Origin of the sequence: Streptacidiphilus alkalitolerans (assembly GCF_042511045.1) — a bacterium.
GTDB classification, from domain to species: Bacteria; Actinomycetota; Actinomycetes; order Streptomycetales; family Streptomycetaceae; genus Streptacidiphilus; species Streptacidiphilus alkalitolerans.
Window position 1 is genome coordinate 200191 of the sequence record NZ_JBHEZX010000012.1, and the last position, 14047, is coordinate 214237.

Here is a 14047-nt window from a genome sequence, read left to right on the forward strand (position 1 = left end):
CTCCTCCGTCCCCGACCGGTTCCCCCGTTCCCTCGTTCCCGACTCCGAAGGTGACCGCCCGTGCCAGCCCCGTCCTCCGCCTTTCCGACCGCCTTCGCCGCCGCCGACCTCGGCGCCGGCAGCGGCCGGGTCATCGTCGGACGGGTGGGGCCGCGCAATCTGGACCTCGCCGAGGTGCACCGCTTCGCCAACACCCCGGTCCAGCTCCCCGGCGCGCTGCACTGGGACATCCTGGCGCTCTACCAGGGCGTGCTGGACGGGCTGCGCGCGGCGGCCAGGGACGCCACCGGGATCGCCTCGGTGGGCATCGACAGCTGGGCCGTCGACTACGGGCTGCTCGACCCGGGCGGCGCCCTGCTCGGCAACCCGTACCACTACCGGGACCCGCGGACCGAGCAGGCGGTCGGCAAGGTCTGGGACCGGGTCGGCGCGGCCGAGCTGTACCAGGTCAGCGGGCTGCAGCACCTGCCGTTCAACACGGTCTTCCAGCTCGCCGCCGAGGATCCCGGCCGACTGGCCTCGGCCGGGACCCTGCTGCTGATCCCGGACCTGCTCACGCACTGGCTCACCGGCAGCACCGGGGCCGAGGTCACCAACGCCTCCACCACCGGTCTGTACGACACCCGCGGCGGGGACTGGTCCGGGCCGGTCCTCGCGGCGCTGGCCATCGACCCGGCGCTGCTGCCGCCGCTGCGCCGTCCCGGTGACCCGGTCGGCCGGCTGCTGCCGCAGGTGGCCGGGTACACCGGCCTGCCGGCCTCGACCCAGGTCACCGCCGTGGCCTCGCACGACACCGCCTCGGCGGTGGTCGCGGTGCCGGCCACCGGCCCGGACTTCGCCTACATCTCCTGCGGCACCTGGTCCCTGGCCGGTCTTGAGCTCGACGCACCGGTGCTGACCGAGGCCTCGCGCGCCGCGAACTTCACCAATGAGCTGGGCATCGACCGGACCATCCGGTTCCTGCGCAACATCATGGGGCTGTGGCTGCTCAGCGAGAGCCTGCGGACCTGGGAGGCGAACGGGCAACCCGCCCACCTGCCCGCGCTGCTGGCCCAGGCCGCGGCGGCGCGGCCGTTCGCCGCGCTGGTCGACCCGGACGCGCCGGAGTTCCTTCCCCCCGGCGACATCCCGGCCCGCATCGCCGGGTACTGCGCCAGGACCGGGCAGGCCCCGCCGGAGAGCCAGGGCGCGGTGGTCCGCTGCATCCTGGAGAGCCTGGCCCTGGCCCACCGGCACACCCTGCGGCAGGCCGCCGACCTGGCCGGCCGCGACATCCGGGTGGTGCACATGGTGGGCGGCGGCAGCCGCAACGACCTGCTGTGCCAGCTCACCGCCGACGCCACCGGGCTGCCGGTGGTGGCCGGTCCGACCGAGGCCACCGCGCTGGGCAACATCCTGGTCCAGGCCCGGGCCCACGGACTGGTCCAGGACCGGGCCGCGATGCGCCGCCTGGTCGCCGACACCCAGCACCTGCGCCACTACACCCCGCGCGGAGACGAGCGGGCCTGGGCCGCCGCGGCGGCCCGGGTGGGCCTGGGCTGACGGGGGCGGGGCGGTGGCCGGGGCGGGTGGCCCCGGCTGCGGCCGACCCGCTCGCACGTGCGTCCGGAACGCCCGCGATACTGCCTGCGGCACTACTGTGGAGGTAGAGCACAGCGCAACGGACGGGGGCGGCGGCCGGTGGAAGAAGGAACCCTGATCCAGGGCCGCTACCGGCTGCTGGGCCTGCTGGGCAGGGGTGGCATGGGGGAGGTCTGGCGCGCCGAGGACGAGGCGCTGGGCCGCCCGGTCGCGGTCAAGCTGCTGCGCGCCGAGACCCCGCACCGCAACCCGCGCCAGGCCGAGCTGACGCAGGAGCGCTTCCGCCGCGAGGCCCGCCTCGCGGCCGGGCTGCAGCACTCCGGCATCACCGTGGTGCATGACTTCGGCCAGGCCGAGGGCACCCCGTACCTGGTCATGGAGCTGCTGGACGGCAGTGACCTGGGCGCGGTGCTGGACGCCGCCCCGGACCGCAGGCTGCCGCTGGCCGAAGCCCTGTCGACGGCCCGGCAGATCGCCTCGGCGCTCGCGTACACCCATGCCCGCGACGTGATCCACCGCGACCTCAAGCCGGGCAACCTGATCCGCACCGACGACGGCACCGTCAAGATCTGCGACTTCGGCATCGCCCGGCTCGGCGGCGACACCGGGCTGACCTCGCGGCTGGGCGGCGGCGCTTTCCCGGTCGGCACGCCGTACTACATGTCCCCCGAGCAGATCGACGGCACCGACGTCGACCACCGCAGCGACCTCTACGCCTTCGGCTGCGTGCTGTACGAGCTGCTGGTCGGCACGCCGCCGTTCTCGGTCGGCGATCCGCTGGTGATCCTGCTGGACCACCGGGACACCCCGCCCCGGCCGCCGCGCGAACTCCGCCCGGAGATCCCCCGGCTGCTGGAGGACATCGTCCTGGACCTGCTGGCCAAGGACCCGGAGCAGCGCCCGGCCGACGCCCGCGAAGTGCTGCGCCGACTGGACCAGCTCAACCCGGCCGGGCGCACCGGCGCGGTCGCCCGGCTCCACCCGCCGCTGCCGGACTGGGCCCTGGAGATGGGCCCGATCCCGGTGTCGCTGGTGCGGGTGGTCCGGGAGACCGCCGCGGTGGCCGAGCTGACCCGCAGCTGGGCCGATCCGAAGCGGGCCCCGCAACATATCTGATTGACCGTCAGAAAATCTCTTCCGGTCTTCGGGCCGCTGCGCCATGCTGCCCTCCATGAGGACGGAACTCAGCGAACGGCTCGGTATCGAGCACGCCATCTTCGGCTTCACGCCCTTCCCCGCCGTCGCCGCCGCGATCACCCGCGCGGGCGGCCTCGGCGTCCTCGGCGCGGTCCGCTACGGCAGCGCGGAGGAGCTGGCCAAGGAGCTGGACTGGATGGACGCCCATGTCGGCGGCCTGCCCTACGGCGTGGACGTGGTGATGCCGGCCAAGAAGGTCGAGAACGTCACCGTGGCCCAGGTCGAGGCGATGATCCCGGAGGGCCACCGCGCCTTCGTCCGGGAGACCCTGGCCCGCTACGGCGTCCCCGACCTGCCCGAGGGGGAGCGGGCCGGCTGGCGGATCACCGGCTGGATGGAGGAGGTGGCCCGCTCCCATGTCGACGTCGCCCTGGAGCACCCGATCAAGCTGCTCGCCAGCGCGCTGGGCCACCCGCCGGCCGATGTGGTCGAACGCGCCCACGCGGCCGGAGTGCTGGTCGCCGCCCTGGCCGGCAGCGCCCGGCACGCCCGGCACCACGCCGAGGCCGGCCTCGACCTGGTGATCGCCCAGGGCCACGAGGCCGGCGGCCACACCGGCGAGATCGGCACCATGGTGCTGGTGCCCGAGATCGTGGCCGCGGTCGCCCCGCTGCCGGTGCTCGCGGCCGGGGGCATCGGGACCGGCGCCCAGGCCGCCGCCGGGATCGCGCTGGGCGCGGAGGGGGTCTGGCTGGGCTCGGTCTGGCTGACCGTCACCGAGTCGGAGCTCGCCTCCCCGGTGCTGCGCGCCAAACTCCTCGCGGCGGGCTCCGGCGACACCGTCCGCTCCCGGGCGCTGACCGGGAAGCCGGCCCGCCAGCTGCGCACCGAGTGGACCGACGCCTGGGAGCAGCCGGACAGCCCGGGACCGCTGCCGATGCCGCTGCAGGGGCTGCTGGTCGCCGACGCGGTGAGCAGGATCCAGACCTATGAGACCGCCGAGCTGATCGGCACCCCGGTCGGGCAGATCGTCGGCCAGATGACCGAGGAGCGTCCGGTGGCGGCCGTGATGGACGAGCTGACCAGGGGATTCGAACGCGCGGTGGCCCGGCTGGACCGCATCGCCGCAGGCAGAGGCTTTGCCGACCGCAGGGTCGCGACGGAGGGAGAGCAGTCATGAGCACCACCGCGCCCGGGCCGACCGGGTTCTGGGCCCAGGCCGGCGCCGACTACGACCGGATCGCCATGATCGCCCCGGACGGCGCCCCCTGGTCCGCCGGACGGCTGCACGCCGCCGCCAACCAGCTGGTGCACGGGCTGCGCGAGGCCGGTCTGACCGAGGGCGACGCCTTCGCCGCGGTCCTGCCCAACGGCGTCGAGCTGTTCACCGCCTACCTCGCCGCGACCCAGGCGGGCTTCTACCTGGTGCCGGTGAACCACCACCTGGTCGGCCCGGAGATCGCCTGGATCGTCTCCGACAGCGGGGCGAAGGTGCTGATCGCGCACGAGCGCTTCGCCGAGGCGTCGACCGCGGCGGCGGACGAGGCCGGGCTGCCCAAGGAGCGCCGCTACGCCGTCGGCGAGCTGCCGGGCTTCCGCCCGTACGCCGAGCTGCTGGCCGGCCAGTCGGCCGCGGTGCCCGCCGACCGGACCACCGGCTGGGTGATGAACTACACCTCCGGGACGACCGGACGCCCGCGCGGCATCCGCCGCCCGCTGCCCGGCCGGCCCCCGGAGCAGACCCCGCTGGGCGGATTCCTCGGCATCTTCGGGATCAGGCCGGGCGGTGGCAACGTCCACCTGGTCTGCTCGCCGCTCTACCACACTGCCGTGCTCCAGTTCGCCGCCGCATCGCTGCACCTGGGCCATCTGGTGGTGCTGATGGACCGTTGGACGCCGGAGGAGATGCTGCGGCTGATCGACCGTCACCGGGTCACCCACACCCATATGGTGCCGACCCAGTTCCACCGGCTGCTGGCGCTGCCGGAGGACGTCCGGGCCCGCTACGACGTGTCCTCGATGCGGCATGCCATCCACGGCGCGGCCCCCTGCCCGGACCACGTCAAGCGGGCCATGATCGCCTGGTGGGGCGAGTGCGTCGAGGAGTACTACGCCGCCAGCGAGGGCGGCGGCACCTTCGCCACCGCGGCGGAGTGGCTGGAGCGCCCGGGCACGGTCGGCAGGCCCTGGCCGATCAGCGAGGTCGCGGTGCTGGACGACGCGGGGCAGCCGCTCCCGGCCGGGGAGTTGGGCACCGTCTACATGAAGATGAACACCGGCGGCTTCAGCTACCACAAGGACGAGGGCAAGACCCGGCAGAACCGGGTCGGCGACTTCTTCACCGTCGGCGACCTGGGACTGCTGGACGCCGACGGCTACCTCTACCTGCGCGACCGCAAGATCGACATGATCATCTCGGGCGGCGTCAACATCTACCCCGCCGAGATCGAGTCGGCCCTGCTGGCCCACCCCGCCGTCGCCGACGCCGCCGCCTTCGGCATCCCGCACGACGACTGGGGCGAGCAGGTGAAGGCGGTGATCGAGCCCGCCGCCGGGTTCGAGCCCGGGGACGGGCTGGCGGCGGACATCCTGGCCCACTGCGAACGGCAGCTGGCCAAGTACAAGTGCCCGCGCTCGATCGACTTCGTCGCCGAACTGCCCCGCGACCCCAACGGCAAGCTCTACAAGCGGCGGCTCCGCGAGCCCTACTGGGAGGGCCGCACCCGGCAGGTCTAGCCCGGATCCCAGGGTCTGTCCGGCCGCCCTCCTTGCCCGGCGACGGACGGCGTGCGCCCACGCGGCGGAGCCGCACGGTGTCGCAGCCGCGAAGATCAGCCGGGCAGACCCTCGCCGAGCGCAGCGGCGACGCGGTAGCTGCGGCCGTCCGCCGAGCGGGTCAGCAGCCGGGCGTCCACCAGGTAGCGCCGCAGCGCGGAGGTGTCGTCCCAGTACTGCCGCAGCGCGATGTTGACCTCGGGCTCGCCGTAGCTGACGCCGGGTTCGAAGGCCCGGCGGGTCAGGTACTCCAGCAGCGCCTGGCGCCGGGCGGGCCGCACCGGCATCTCGGTGATCCGGCCGTCCTTGAACAGCTTGGCGGCCTCGGCGTCCGCGTCGTCGGCGGCGTCCTGGTCCGGGCGCAGCGCGTCGGCGAAGACCTGCTCGCGGGCCACCGCCCGGCTTCCCTCGGCCGTGAGCTCGACCAGCCCGGCCTGCGCCAGCCGGGCCAGCAGCCGTCCGGTGCCGCCGTTCAGGTCGGCGGTGTCGAAACCGCTCTCCCCGGCCAGGACGAGCTGCGCGTAGAGGCGCAGCCTGGCCGGATCGGAGAGCGCGGAGGCGATCGGAGCGAGGCTGGCGAGCTGGGACATGGGACGGGGCCCTTTCGGTGAGCGGGAACCCTCCCACGCTATTCCGGCCATGGCTGCCCGCGCACCGGAATATCACCGGCCCCGACGTGGAACCAGCGGCGGCCGGTGCCGGGGTGGGGGTCCTGGCGATCCGGAGCACGCTCAGCCGCGCCGACACGCGCTGAGCCGGTGAGGCAGCTCACGCGGGTGGCGGGTGTGCGGGGTCCCGGCGAGCGGGAATGATCAGTTTCCGACCGTGTCGAGGAGCCGCCGCATGCCCGCCGAACCGTCCGCTGCACCGCCCGCCGAGCCCGCGCCCGCCGAGCCCGCGCCCGCCCTGCCGCCGTCGCGGGAACGTGCCGCGCGGATGTTCGAGGTGCAGGCCCGGGCCTGCGACGCGCTCGGCTCCGGCCTCTACGGCGTCCTGCTCGCCCGCGCCGCCGACGACATCAGGGCCGGCGGCCCCTGCGCCGATGCCGTCGCCGGATACGAGGACGCGCCGGGCCCGGACGCCATCGCGCTGCGCCTCGCCGGCGGCGTCCACGCGCTGGTGCTGACCGGGCGCTCACCCGCCCTCGCCGGCTACTACCCCTCGGTCGGCGGTAGCGCGCCAGGGCCGGGGGAGGAGGGGGCCTGCTGGCAGGCGTTCCGGGCGGCCGTCGCCGCCGAGCTGCCCCGGGTGCGGGAGTGGATGACGCGCCCGCCGCAGACCAATGAGGTCGGCCGGGCGAACCTGCTGATCACCGGCCTGCTCCGGGCTTCGCAGAGCTCGCCGCTGCCGGTCCGGCTGTTCGAGCTCGGTGCCAGCTCCGGGCTCAACCTCCGCCCGGAGCGCTTCCGCTACACCGTCGATGCGGACGGGTACGGCTGGGGCCCGGTGGACTCACCGGTGCTGCTCGGGACCGCCTGGAAGGGCGCTCCGCCCGCCTGGCTGACCGAGGCCGCCGCCGCGCATCCGGAACTGGCCGTGATCGAGCGCGAGGGCTGCGACCCCAGCCCGATCGACCCGCTCTCGGCGACCGGCTCGCTCGCCCTGCGCGCCTATGTCTGGCCGGACCAGGCGGCCAGGCACGCCAGGCTGGCCGGGGCGCTCCGGCTGGCCGCCGAACTGCCGTCCACAGTACGGCCGGTGGGCGCGGCGGAGTTCCTCGCCGGGATCGACACCCGGCCCGGCACGCTGACCGCGGTGTGGCACTCGGTCATGCGCCAGTACGTCCCGGCCGAGGAATGGGCGCAGGTGGAACGGGAGTTGGCGCGGCTGGCGGCGGCCGGCACAGCGGAGGCGCCCTTCGTCCACATCGCCTTCGAGCCGGAACGCGACGGCGAGCGGTTCCCGTTCCGACTGACCGTCCGTCAGGGCATGGGCAAGCGAGAGGTGTTGGCCGAGGCCTCGCCGCACGGCCTTCCGGCCAGGGCGGTCTGACGGACGGTCACTCGACGGCGACCAGTTCCTGGGCCCAGCGCATGTCCGGCTTGCCGGTCGGGGTGCGGCGGACCTCGGCGACCAGGTGCAGCCGGCGCGGGACCTTGTAGCGGGCCAGATGCGCCCGGCAGTGCTCCTGCAGCTGCTGCAGCGTCAACTCGGCCGCGCCCGCGCGGGCCTGGACCAGGGCCACCACGGTCTCGCCCCAGCGTTCGTCGGCCGCGCCCACCACCACCGTGTCGTAGACGGCGGGATGGGCCTTGATCACCGACTCGACCTCCTCCGGGAAGATCTTCTCCCCGCCGGAGTTGATGCAGGACGAGCCACGCCCCAGCAGGGTGATCCGGCCGTCCTCCTCGCGCCGGGCCCAGTCGCCGGGGACGGCGTAGCGGGTGCCGTCGGCGGCGGTGCGGAACACCTCCGCGCTCTTGACCGGGTCGCCCAGGTAGCGCAGCGGGATGTTGCCGCGCCGGGCCAGCCGTCCGACCACCCCGGCCGGCAGCGGGTTGAGGTCCTCGTCCAGTACGTCGGAGTCGCCGATCGCGGTGGTGGTGACTCCGCCCGTGCCGCCCCGGTCGGCCGCCCCGTTGCTGTACTGGCTGATGCCGCCCGCGCCGCCCTCGGAGGAGCCGATGGCGTCGCTGAGGTAGAGGGTGGGGAAGCGGTCCAGGAAGCGCTGCTTCACCGAGCCGGAGAACAGCGCCGCGCTGCTGACCAGGCCGAAGAAGGCGCCGAGGTCGTAGGCGGGGCCGTCGGGGGAGTCGAGCTCCTCGATCAGCGGCCGGCCCATCGCGTCCCCGGTGATCATCACCAGGTTGACCTTCTCCGAGGCGGTCAGCTCCCACACCCGGCGGGCGTCGAACCGGTCCAGCAGCACCGCCCGGTTCCCCCGGAACAGCTGCTGCATCAGGCCCCACTGGGTGGCGCCGTGCATCAGCGGGGCGATCGGGAAGAAGGTCAGCTGGTTGTCGTAGGCGGTGCCGACGATCTCCTCGGGCGTCGCCATCCGGTGGCCGTTGGTGACGTCGATGCCGCCGCCGAGCGCGAAGAAGACGTCCTCCTGGCGCCAGACCACACCCTTGGGCAGCCCGGTCGTGCCGCCGGTGAACAGCAGGTAGTGGTCGTCGGGGGAGCGCGGCGCGAAGTCCCGCCGCGGCCCGCCGGAGGCCACCGCCTTCTCGTACGGGACGGCCGGCAGCCGGGGCGCGGCGGGGTCGGCGCCGCTGCCGTCCTCGATCACCAGCAGGTGCCGCAGCCCCGGCAGCCCGGGCAGCACCGCGGCCACCTCGGGGGCCCAGCGTTCCTGGTAGATCAGCGCGCTGGGCTCGGCCATCCCCAGCAGGTAGGTCAACTCGTCGGCTACGTAGCGGTAGTTGACGTTGACGCAGACCGCGCGGATCTTGCAGATCGCCAGCAGCGACTCCACCCACTCGGCGCGGTTGAGCGCGTAGACGCCGACCCGGTCGCCGGGGCCGACGCCGGCCTCCTGGAGGTGGTGCGCCAGTCGGTTGGCCCGTTCGTCCAGCTCGGCGAAGGTGCGCCGCTGGACGGTGGGCTCGTCGGCGCGGGCGCAGGCGACCGCCTCGCGCCCGGGGAAGTGGTCAACCGCTTGCTCGAACAGATCGGCCAGGTTGAATTCCATGCGCGGAGAGTAGGAGCGCCGGGCGGAGAACTCCAGAGTGGTGACGCCCTTGAAAAGCATGGCAGGAGACTGCAACCTGTTCTAGATCTGACGGTGCGTCAAAAAAGAGGGGTCCGCGCATGAGTGGCACCGAACATCTGCTGACAGAACGGCACGGACCGACCCTGGTGCTCACCCTGAACCGGCCCGAGGCCAAGAACGCGTTCTCCATACCCATGCTGGTCGGGCTGTACGACGCCTGGCTGGAGGCGGACGCCGACGACGGCATCCGCTCGGTCGTCCTCACCGGCGCCGGCGGCGCCTTCTGTGCGGGCATGGACCTCAAGGCCCTGGCCCGCGGCGGCGGCGGCTTCGCCGAGGACGACCCCCACCGGGCCCGGCTGGCCGCCGATCCCGACCTGCACTGGAAGGCGATGCTGCGGCACCACCGGCCGCGCAAACCGGTGATCGCCGCGGTCGAGGGGGTCTGCGTGGCCGGGGGGACCGAGATCCTGCAGGGCACCGACATCCGGGTGGCCGCCGAGTCGGCCAGCTTCGGCCTGTTCGAGGTGCGCCGCGGGCTCTTTCCGATCGGCGGCTCCACGGTCCGGCTGCAGCGTCAGATCCCGCGCACCCACGCCCTGGAGATGCTGCTCACCGGCCGCCGCTACTCCGCCGCCGAGGCCGCGGCGACCGGCCTGGTCGGCAGCGTGGTCCCGGACGGGACGGCGCTGAAGCGCGCGCTGGAGCTCGCCGAGGCCGTCAACGAGGCCGCGCCGCTCGCGGTCGAGGCGGTCAAGCGCTCGGTCTACGAGACCGCGGGGCTCAGCGAGGAGGAGGGGCTGGCCCGGGAGCTGGAGATCGGCTGGCCGGTCTTCGCCACCGAGGACGCCAAGGAGGGCCCCCGCGCCTTCGCCGAGCACCGGACCCCCGTCTACCTCCGCCACTAATAGCTCCGCCCGCAGGAGAGGACCGCAGATGCCTGACGTACTGAGCGCACCCCTGGTCGTCGAGTTCCCGTTCACCCGTTCCACCGGACCCGTCATCGGCGCCTTCCTCACCGGGCTGCGCGAACGGGTGGTGCTCGGGATCCGCGGCAGCGACGGCCGGGTGCTCTGCCCGCCGGCCGAGTACGACCCGGTCACCGCCGAGGAGTTGGCCGAGCTGGTGCAGCTGCCCGGCACCGGGACGGTGACCACCTGGGCCTGGAGCCCGGCCCCGCGCCGCTCCCAGCCGCTGGCCACCCCGTTCGCCTGGGTGCTGGTCCGGCTGGACGGCGCGGACACCGCCCTGCTGCACGTCCTGGACGCGCCCGCGCCGGACAGCGGCGACCCGCACGCCGTCCGCACCGGGCTCCGGGTCCGGGTCCGCTGGGCCGAGCAGCGCAGCGGCGCCATCACCGACATCGCCTGCTTCGAGCCGCTCACCGAGGAGGCCGCGCGATGACCACCACCGCCGAGCTGCTGGCCGCCATTCCGGCCCTGGCCGGGGCCGAGCCGGTCAGCAGGGTCACCATCCCGGCCCGGCTGGACTACACCTACACCCCCGGCGCGGCGCAGTCCCGCTTCCTCAACGCGCTCACCGAGCGGCGGCTGCTGGCCGAGCGCTGCTCGGTCTGCACCCGGGTCTACATCCCGGCCAGGGGCGTCTGCCCCACCTGCGGCCTGGCCACCACCGAACAGCTCGACCTCCCCCACGTCGGCACGGTCACCACCTTCTGCATCGTCAACATCGCCGCCCGCGGCCTCGATGTGGAGGTCCCCTACTGCTACGCCTATGTGCTGATCGACGGGGCCCACGTGGGGCTGCACGCCCGGGTCGGCGGCATCCCGCACGACCAGGTGCACGTCGGCCAGCGGGTGGAGCCGGTCTGGCGCGAGCAGAGCGGCCCCGAGGGCCAGGAGGTCCGGCCCAGCCTCGCCGCGATCAGCCACTTCCGTCCCACCGGCGAACCCGACGCCGACCCCGAGAGCTACCGGAGGTGGATGTAGCCATGCCGAACGACAGCCGGGACATCGCCGTCGTCGCCTTCTCCCAGACCAGCCACCGGCGCAGCACCGACCAGCTCTCCGAACTGGAGCTGGTGCTGCCGGTGCTGCACGACGTGCTCAAGCAGACGGGTCTGACCACCGAACAGCTCGGCTTCACCTGCTCCGGCAGCAGCGACTACCTGGCCGGCCGGGCCTTCTCCTTCACCATGACCCTGGACGGGGTCGGCGCCTGGCCGCCGATCTCCGAGTCCCATGTGGAGATGGACGGCGCCTGGGCCCTCTACGAGGCCTGGGTCAAGCTGCGCACCGGGCAGGCCGACACCGCGCTGGTGTACTCCTACGGCAAGTCCTCGCCGGGCAGCGTCCGCGATGTGCTGACCCGTCAGCTCGACCCCTACACGCTGGCCCCGCTCTGGCCGGACGCGGTGGCGCTGGCCGCGCTGCAGACCCAGGCGCTGATCGACGCCGGGCTCACCGACGAGCGGGCCCTGGCCGCCACCGCGGTCCGCTCCCGCCGCGCCGCCGAGGCCAATCCGCACGCCCAGCTGCGCGGCAGCGCGGACGTCGAGGAACTGCTGGGCCGGCCCTACGAGGTACAGCCGCTGCGCCGGCACGACTGCCCGCCGATCAGCGACGGGGCCGCCGCGGTGGTCCTCGCCGTCGGCGACGCCGCCCGGGCGCTGCACCCCCGGCCGGCCTGGATCCGGGGCATCGACCACCGGATCGAGGCGCACCAGCCCGGTGTGAGGGATCTCACCACGTCCCCGTCCACCCGGCTCGCCGCCACCCGGGCCGGGCTCTTCGACGCACCGGTCGACACCGCCGAACTCCACGCGCCGTTCACCGGGCAGGAACTGATCCTGCGCCGGGCGCTGGAGCTGGACGACCCGGTCCGGGTCAACCCGTCCGGCGGTCCGCTGGCCGCCAACCCGATGATGGCCGCCGGGCTGATCCGGATCGGCGAGGCCGCCGCCGGGATCCACCGCGGCGAGTCGCGGCGGGCCCTGGCCCATGCCACCTCGGGCCCCTGCCTGCAGCAGAACCTGGTGGCCGTTCTGGAGGGAGAGCAGTGAGCATGAGTGAACCCGTGGCTGTCGTCGGCATCGGCCAGACCCGGCACGTGGCGGCCCGTCAGGACGTCTCCATCGCCGGGCTGGTCCGCGAGGCCGCCGTCCGCGCGCTCGAGGACGCCGAGCTGACCTGGGCCGACATCGACGCGGTGGTCATCGGCAAGGCACCCGACTTCTTCGAGGGGGTGATGATGCCCGAGCTCTACCTCGCGGACGCGCTGGGCGCGGTCGGCAAGCCGATGCTGCGGGTGCACACCGCCGGGTCGGTCGGCGGCTCCACCGCGCTGGTCGCCGCCAACCTGGTGGCGGCCCGGGTGCACGGCACGGTGCTGACCGTGGCCTTCGAGAAGCAGTCGGAGTCCAACGCGATGTGGGGGCTGTCGCTGCCGGTGCCGTTCCAGGCGCCGCTGACCGCGGGCGCGGGCGGCTTCTTCGCGCCCCATGTGCGCGCCTACATGCGCCGTACCGGGGCCCCGGACCACATCGGCTCGCTGGTGGCCTTCAAGGACCGCCGCAACGCCCTGAAGAACCCCTACGCCCACCTGCACGAGCAGGATCTGACGCTGGAGAAGGTCAGGGCGGCGCCGATGCTCTGGGACCCGATCCGCTACTCGGAGACCTGCCCCTCCTCGGACGGCGCCTGCGCCATGGTGCTCACCGGGAAGCGCGGCGCGGCCCGGGCCCCGCACCGCCCGGCCTGGGTGCACGGCGGGGCGATGCGCAGCGAGCCGACCATCTTCGCCGGCAAGGACTACGTCAGCCCGCAGGCCGGCCGGGACTGCGCCGCCGACGTCTACCACCAGGCCGGAGTGGTCGACCCGAGGCGGCAGATCGACGTGGTCGAGATGTACGTCCCGTTCTCCTGGTACGAGCCGATGTGGCTGGAGAACCTGGGCTTCGCGGACGAGGGGGAGGGCTGGAAGCTGGTCGAGGCCGGGGTCACCGCGATGGACGGGGACCTCCCGGTCAACCCCTCCGGCGGGGTGCTGTCCAGCAATCCGATCGGCGCCTCCGGCATGATCCGCTTCGCCGAGGCGGCGCTCCAAGTGCGCGGACGTGCCGGTGAGCACCAGATCGACGGCGCCCGGCTGGCCCTCGGCCACGCCTACGGCGGCGGGGCCCAGTTCTTCGCCCTGTGGCTGGTCGGCAGCGAACCGTCGGACCGGTGAATCCATGCGGGTGGATCCGGTCAAAGCCCTCCTCTAGGCCCGTTGCCGGAAGTTACAGTGGCAAGACGATGACGGGAGGATCACGACGTGGCAAGCGACGCATTCTTTGGTGACAGTGCGGGGGCCGGCGTCCTCATCCAGCGCAGTCTGCTCGATGAGGGATCTGACGGGAAGAAGCCGCAACTCGACCTCGCCGAGGCCGAGTGGCTGTCCAGCAGCAACGGGGTGGGCGATGTCCAGATCGCCTTCGTCGAGGGCTACATCGCCATGCGGGACGGGCGCAGCCCGGAGGGTCCCGTGCTCATCTTCACCCCGGCGGAGTGGCGGGCCTTTGTGCTCGGCGCCCGCGACGGGGAATTCGACCTCACCTGAGTCGTCAGAGATGTAAGGGAAAGGATGCGCCGCGCCGGCCACCCCCACGGGGCCGACACGGCGCATCCTACGGCCCGTCTCTCGCACACCCCCACGCGGCGAGGTGACGGACCCGCCCGCCGGACAGCACGGCCTGGTCGGCCGGTGCTGCGATCCGCGGGCGTGCTTGGTGAATAGGAAAACACTCGACAATGAACAACGGAACACTGGACAGTGTGCCTCAGTGGAATTGACCTTGACCGGTGGACTTCACGGACAACGGACGGACGCAACGCACTGAAGGTCCACAAGACCCCGGCGAACAAGTCGTACTGATCTCCCCATGTCGCTGACCGTAAT

General features: G+C 73.5%; 11 protein-coding genes and 1 pseudogene. 10 read left to right on the forward strand and 2 right to left on the reverse strand.

The features are described 5' to 3' along the window. Window positions 1–60 precede the first annotated feature (60 nt). The 4 genes from ACEZDG_RS25830 to ACEZDG_RS25845 all read left to right on the forward strand — a co-directional run bounded on the left by ACEZDG_RS25830 (window position 61) and on the right by ACEZDG_RS25845 (window position 5454). Entirely contained in the window at window positions 61–1542 is a 1482-nt protein-coding gene (locus ACEZDG_RS25830) for a rhamnulokinase (RefSeq protein ID WP_380513619.1), read from the forward strand. A 138-nt stretch (window positions 1543–1680) separates the two neighbouring features. Next, window positions 1681–2697 carry a serine/threonine-protein kinase gene (locus ACEZDG_RS25835; RefSeq protein WP_380513621.1) on the forward strand — a complete coding sequence of 339 codons (1017 nt, stop codon included), beginning with the start codon at window positions 1681–1683 and terminating at the stop codon, window positions 2695–2697. Window positions 2698–2752: 55 nt separating this feature from the next. After that, a complete protein-coding gene (locus ACEZDG_RS25840; RefSeq protein ID WP_380513623.1) occupies window positions 2753–3898 on the forward strand; it encodes an NAD(P)H-dependent flavin oxidoreductase in 1146 nt (381 codons plus the stop codon). Continuing rightward, window positions 3895–5454 (forward strand): acyl-CoA synthetase, encoded by a 1560-nt coding sequence (locus tag ACEZDG_RS25845; protein ID WP_380513625.1) that lies wholly within the window; start codon window positions 3895–3897, stop codon window positions 5452–5454. Before ACEZDG_RS25840 ends, ACEZDG_RS25845 begins: the two co-directional genes overlap by 4 nt. A 95-nt stretch (window positions 5455–5549) precedes the next feature. On the opposite strand, the gene ACEZDG_RS25850 is transcribed toward ACEZDG_RS25845, so the two are convergent. Continuing rightward, on the reverse strand, window positions 5550–6083 hold the full coding sequence (locus ACEZDG_RS25850; protein WP_380513627.1) for a DUF2087 domain-containing protein: 534 nt from the start codon (window positions 6081–6083) through the stop codon (window positions 5550–5552). Window positions 6084–6336: 253 nt separating this feature from the next. Between ACEZDG_RS25850 and ACEZDG_RS25855 the strand changes: the two genes are divergently transcribed. Beyond that, window positions 6337–7485 carry a DUF2332 domain-containing protein gene (locus ACEZDG_RS25855; RefSeq protein ID WP_380513629.1) on the forward strand — a complete coding sequence of 383 codons (1149 nt, stop codon included), beginning with the start codon at window positions 6337–6339 and terminating at the stop codon, window positions 7483–7485. A gap of 7 nt (window positions 7486–7492) precedes the next feature. Here ACEZDG_RS25855 and ACEZDG_RS25860 read toward each other — a convergent pair whose 3' ends face one another. Next, window positions 7493–9127 (reverse strand): acyl-CoA synthetase, encoded by a 1635-nt coding sequence (locus ACEZDG_RS25860; protein WP_380513631.1) that lies wholly within the window; start codon window positions 9125–9127, stop codon window positions 7493–7495. Window positions 9128–9246: 119 nt separating this feature from the next. On the opposite strand from ACEZDG_RS25860, the gene ACEZDG_RS25865 reads away from it, so the two are divergent. The 5 genes and pseudogenes from ACEZDG_RS25865 to ACEZDG_RS25885 all read left to right on the forward strand — a co-directional run bounded on the left by ACEZDG_RS25865 (window position 9247) and on the right by ACEZDG_RS25885 (window position 13708). After that, window positions 9247–10056, forward strand: a complete 810-nt coding sequence (locus tag ACEZDG_RS25865; RefSeq protein ID WP_380513633.1) for a crotonase/enoyl-CoA hydratase family protein — start codon at window positions 9247–9249, stop codon at window positions 10054–10056. Window positions 10057–10084: 28 nt separating this feature from the next. Beyond that, a pseudogene (locus tag ACEZDG_RS25870) lies at window positions 10085–11097 on the forward strand (Zn-ribbon domain-containing OB-fold protein). A gap of 2 nt (window positions 11098–11099) precedes the next feature. Beyond that, complete coding sequence (locus tag ACEZDG_RS25875; protein ID WP_380513635.1) at window positions 11100–12170, forward strand: thiolase domain-containing protein; 1071 nt, start codon at window positions 11100–11102, stop codon at window positions 12168–12170. Between the two features lie 2 nt (window positions 12171–12172). After that, on the forward strand, window positions 12173–13336 hold the full coding sequence (locus tag ACEZDG_RS25880; protein WP_380513637.1) for a thiolase domain-containing protein: 1164 nt from the start codon (window positions 12173–12175) through the stop codon (window positions 13334–13336). 135 nt (window positions 13337–13471) lie between these two features. After that, window positions 13472–13708, forward strand: a complete 237-nt coding sequence (locus ACEZDG_RS25885) for a DUF397 domain-containing protein (protein ID WP_380513699.1) — start codon at window positions 13472–13474, stop codon at window positions 13706–13708. Window positions 13709–14047 lie beyond the last annotated feature (339 nt).

Coding starts and splice junctions, on each gene's coding strand:
- ACEZDG_RS25840 (WP_380513623.1), top strand. CDS start 2,753: ATGAGGACGGAACTCAGCGAACGGCTCGGTATCGAGCACGCCATCTTC.
- ACEZDG_RS25845 (WP_380513625.1), top strand. CDS start 3,895: ATGAGCACCACCGCGCCCGGGCCGACCGGGTTCTGGGCCCAGGCCGGC.
- ACEZDG_RS25850 (WP_380513627.1), bottom strand. CDS start 6,083: ATGTCCCAGCTCGCCAGCCTCGCTCCGATCGCCTCCGCGCTCTCCGAT.
- ACEZDG_RS25855 (WP_380513629.1), top strand. CDS start 6,337: ATGCCCGCCGAACCGTCCGCTGCACCGCCCGCCGAGCCCGCGCCCGCC.
- ACEZDG_RS25860 (WP_380513631.1), bottom strand. CDS start 9,127: ATGGAATTCAACCTGGCCGATCTGTTCGAGCAAGCGGTTGACCACTTC.
- ACEZDG_RS25865 (WP_380513633.1), top strand. CDS start 9,247: ATGAGTGGCACCGAACATCTGCTGACAGAACGGCACGGACCGACCCTG.
- ACEZDG_RS25875 (WP_380513635.1), top strand. CDS start 11,100: ATGCCGAACGACAGCCGGGACATCGCCGTCGTCGCCTTCTCCCAGACC.
- ACEZDG_RS25880 (WP_380513637.1), top strand. CDS start 12,173: ATGAGTGAACCCGTGGCTGTCGTCGGCATCGGCCAGACCCGGCACGTG.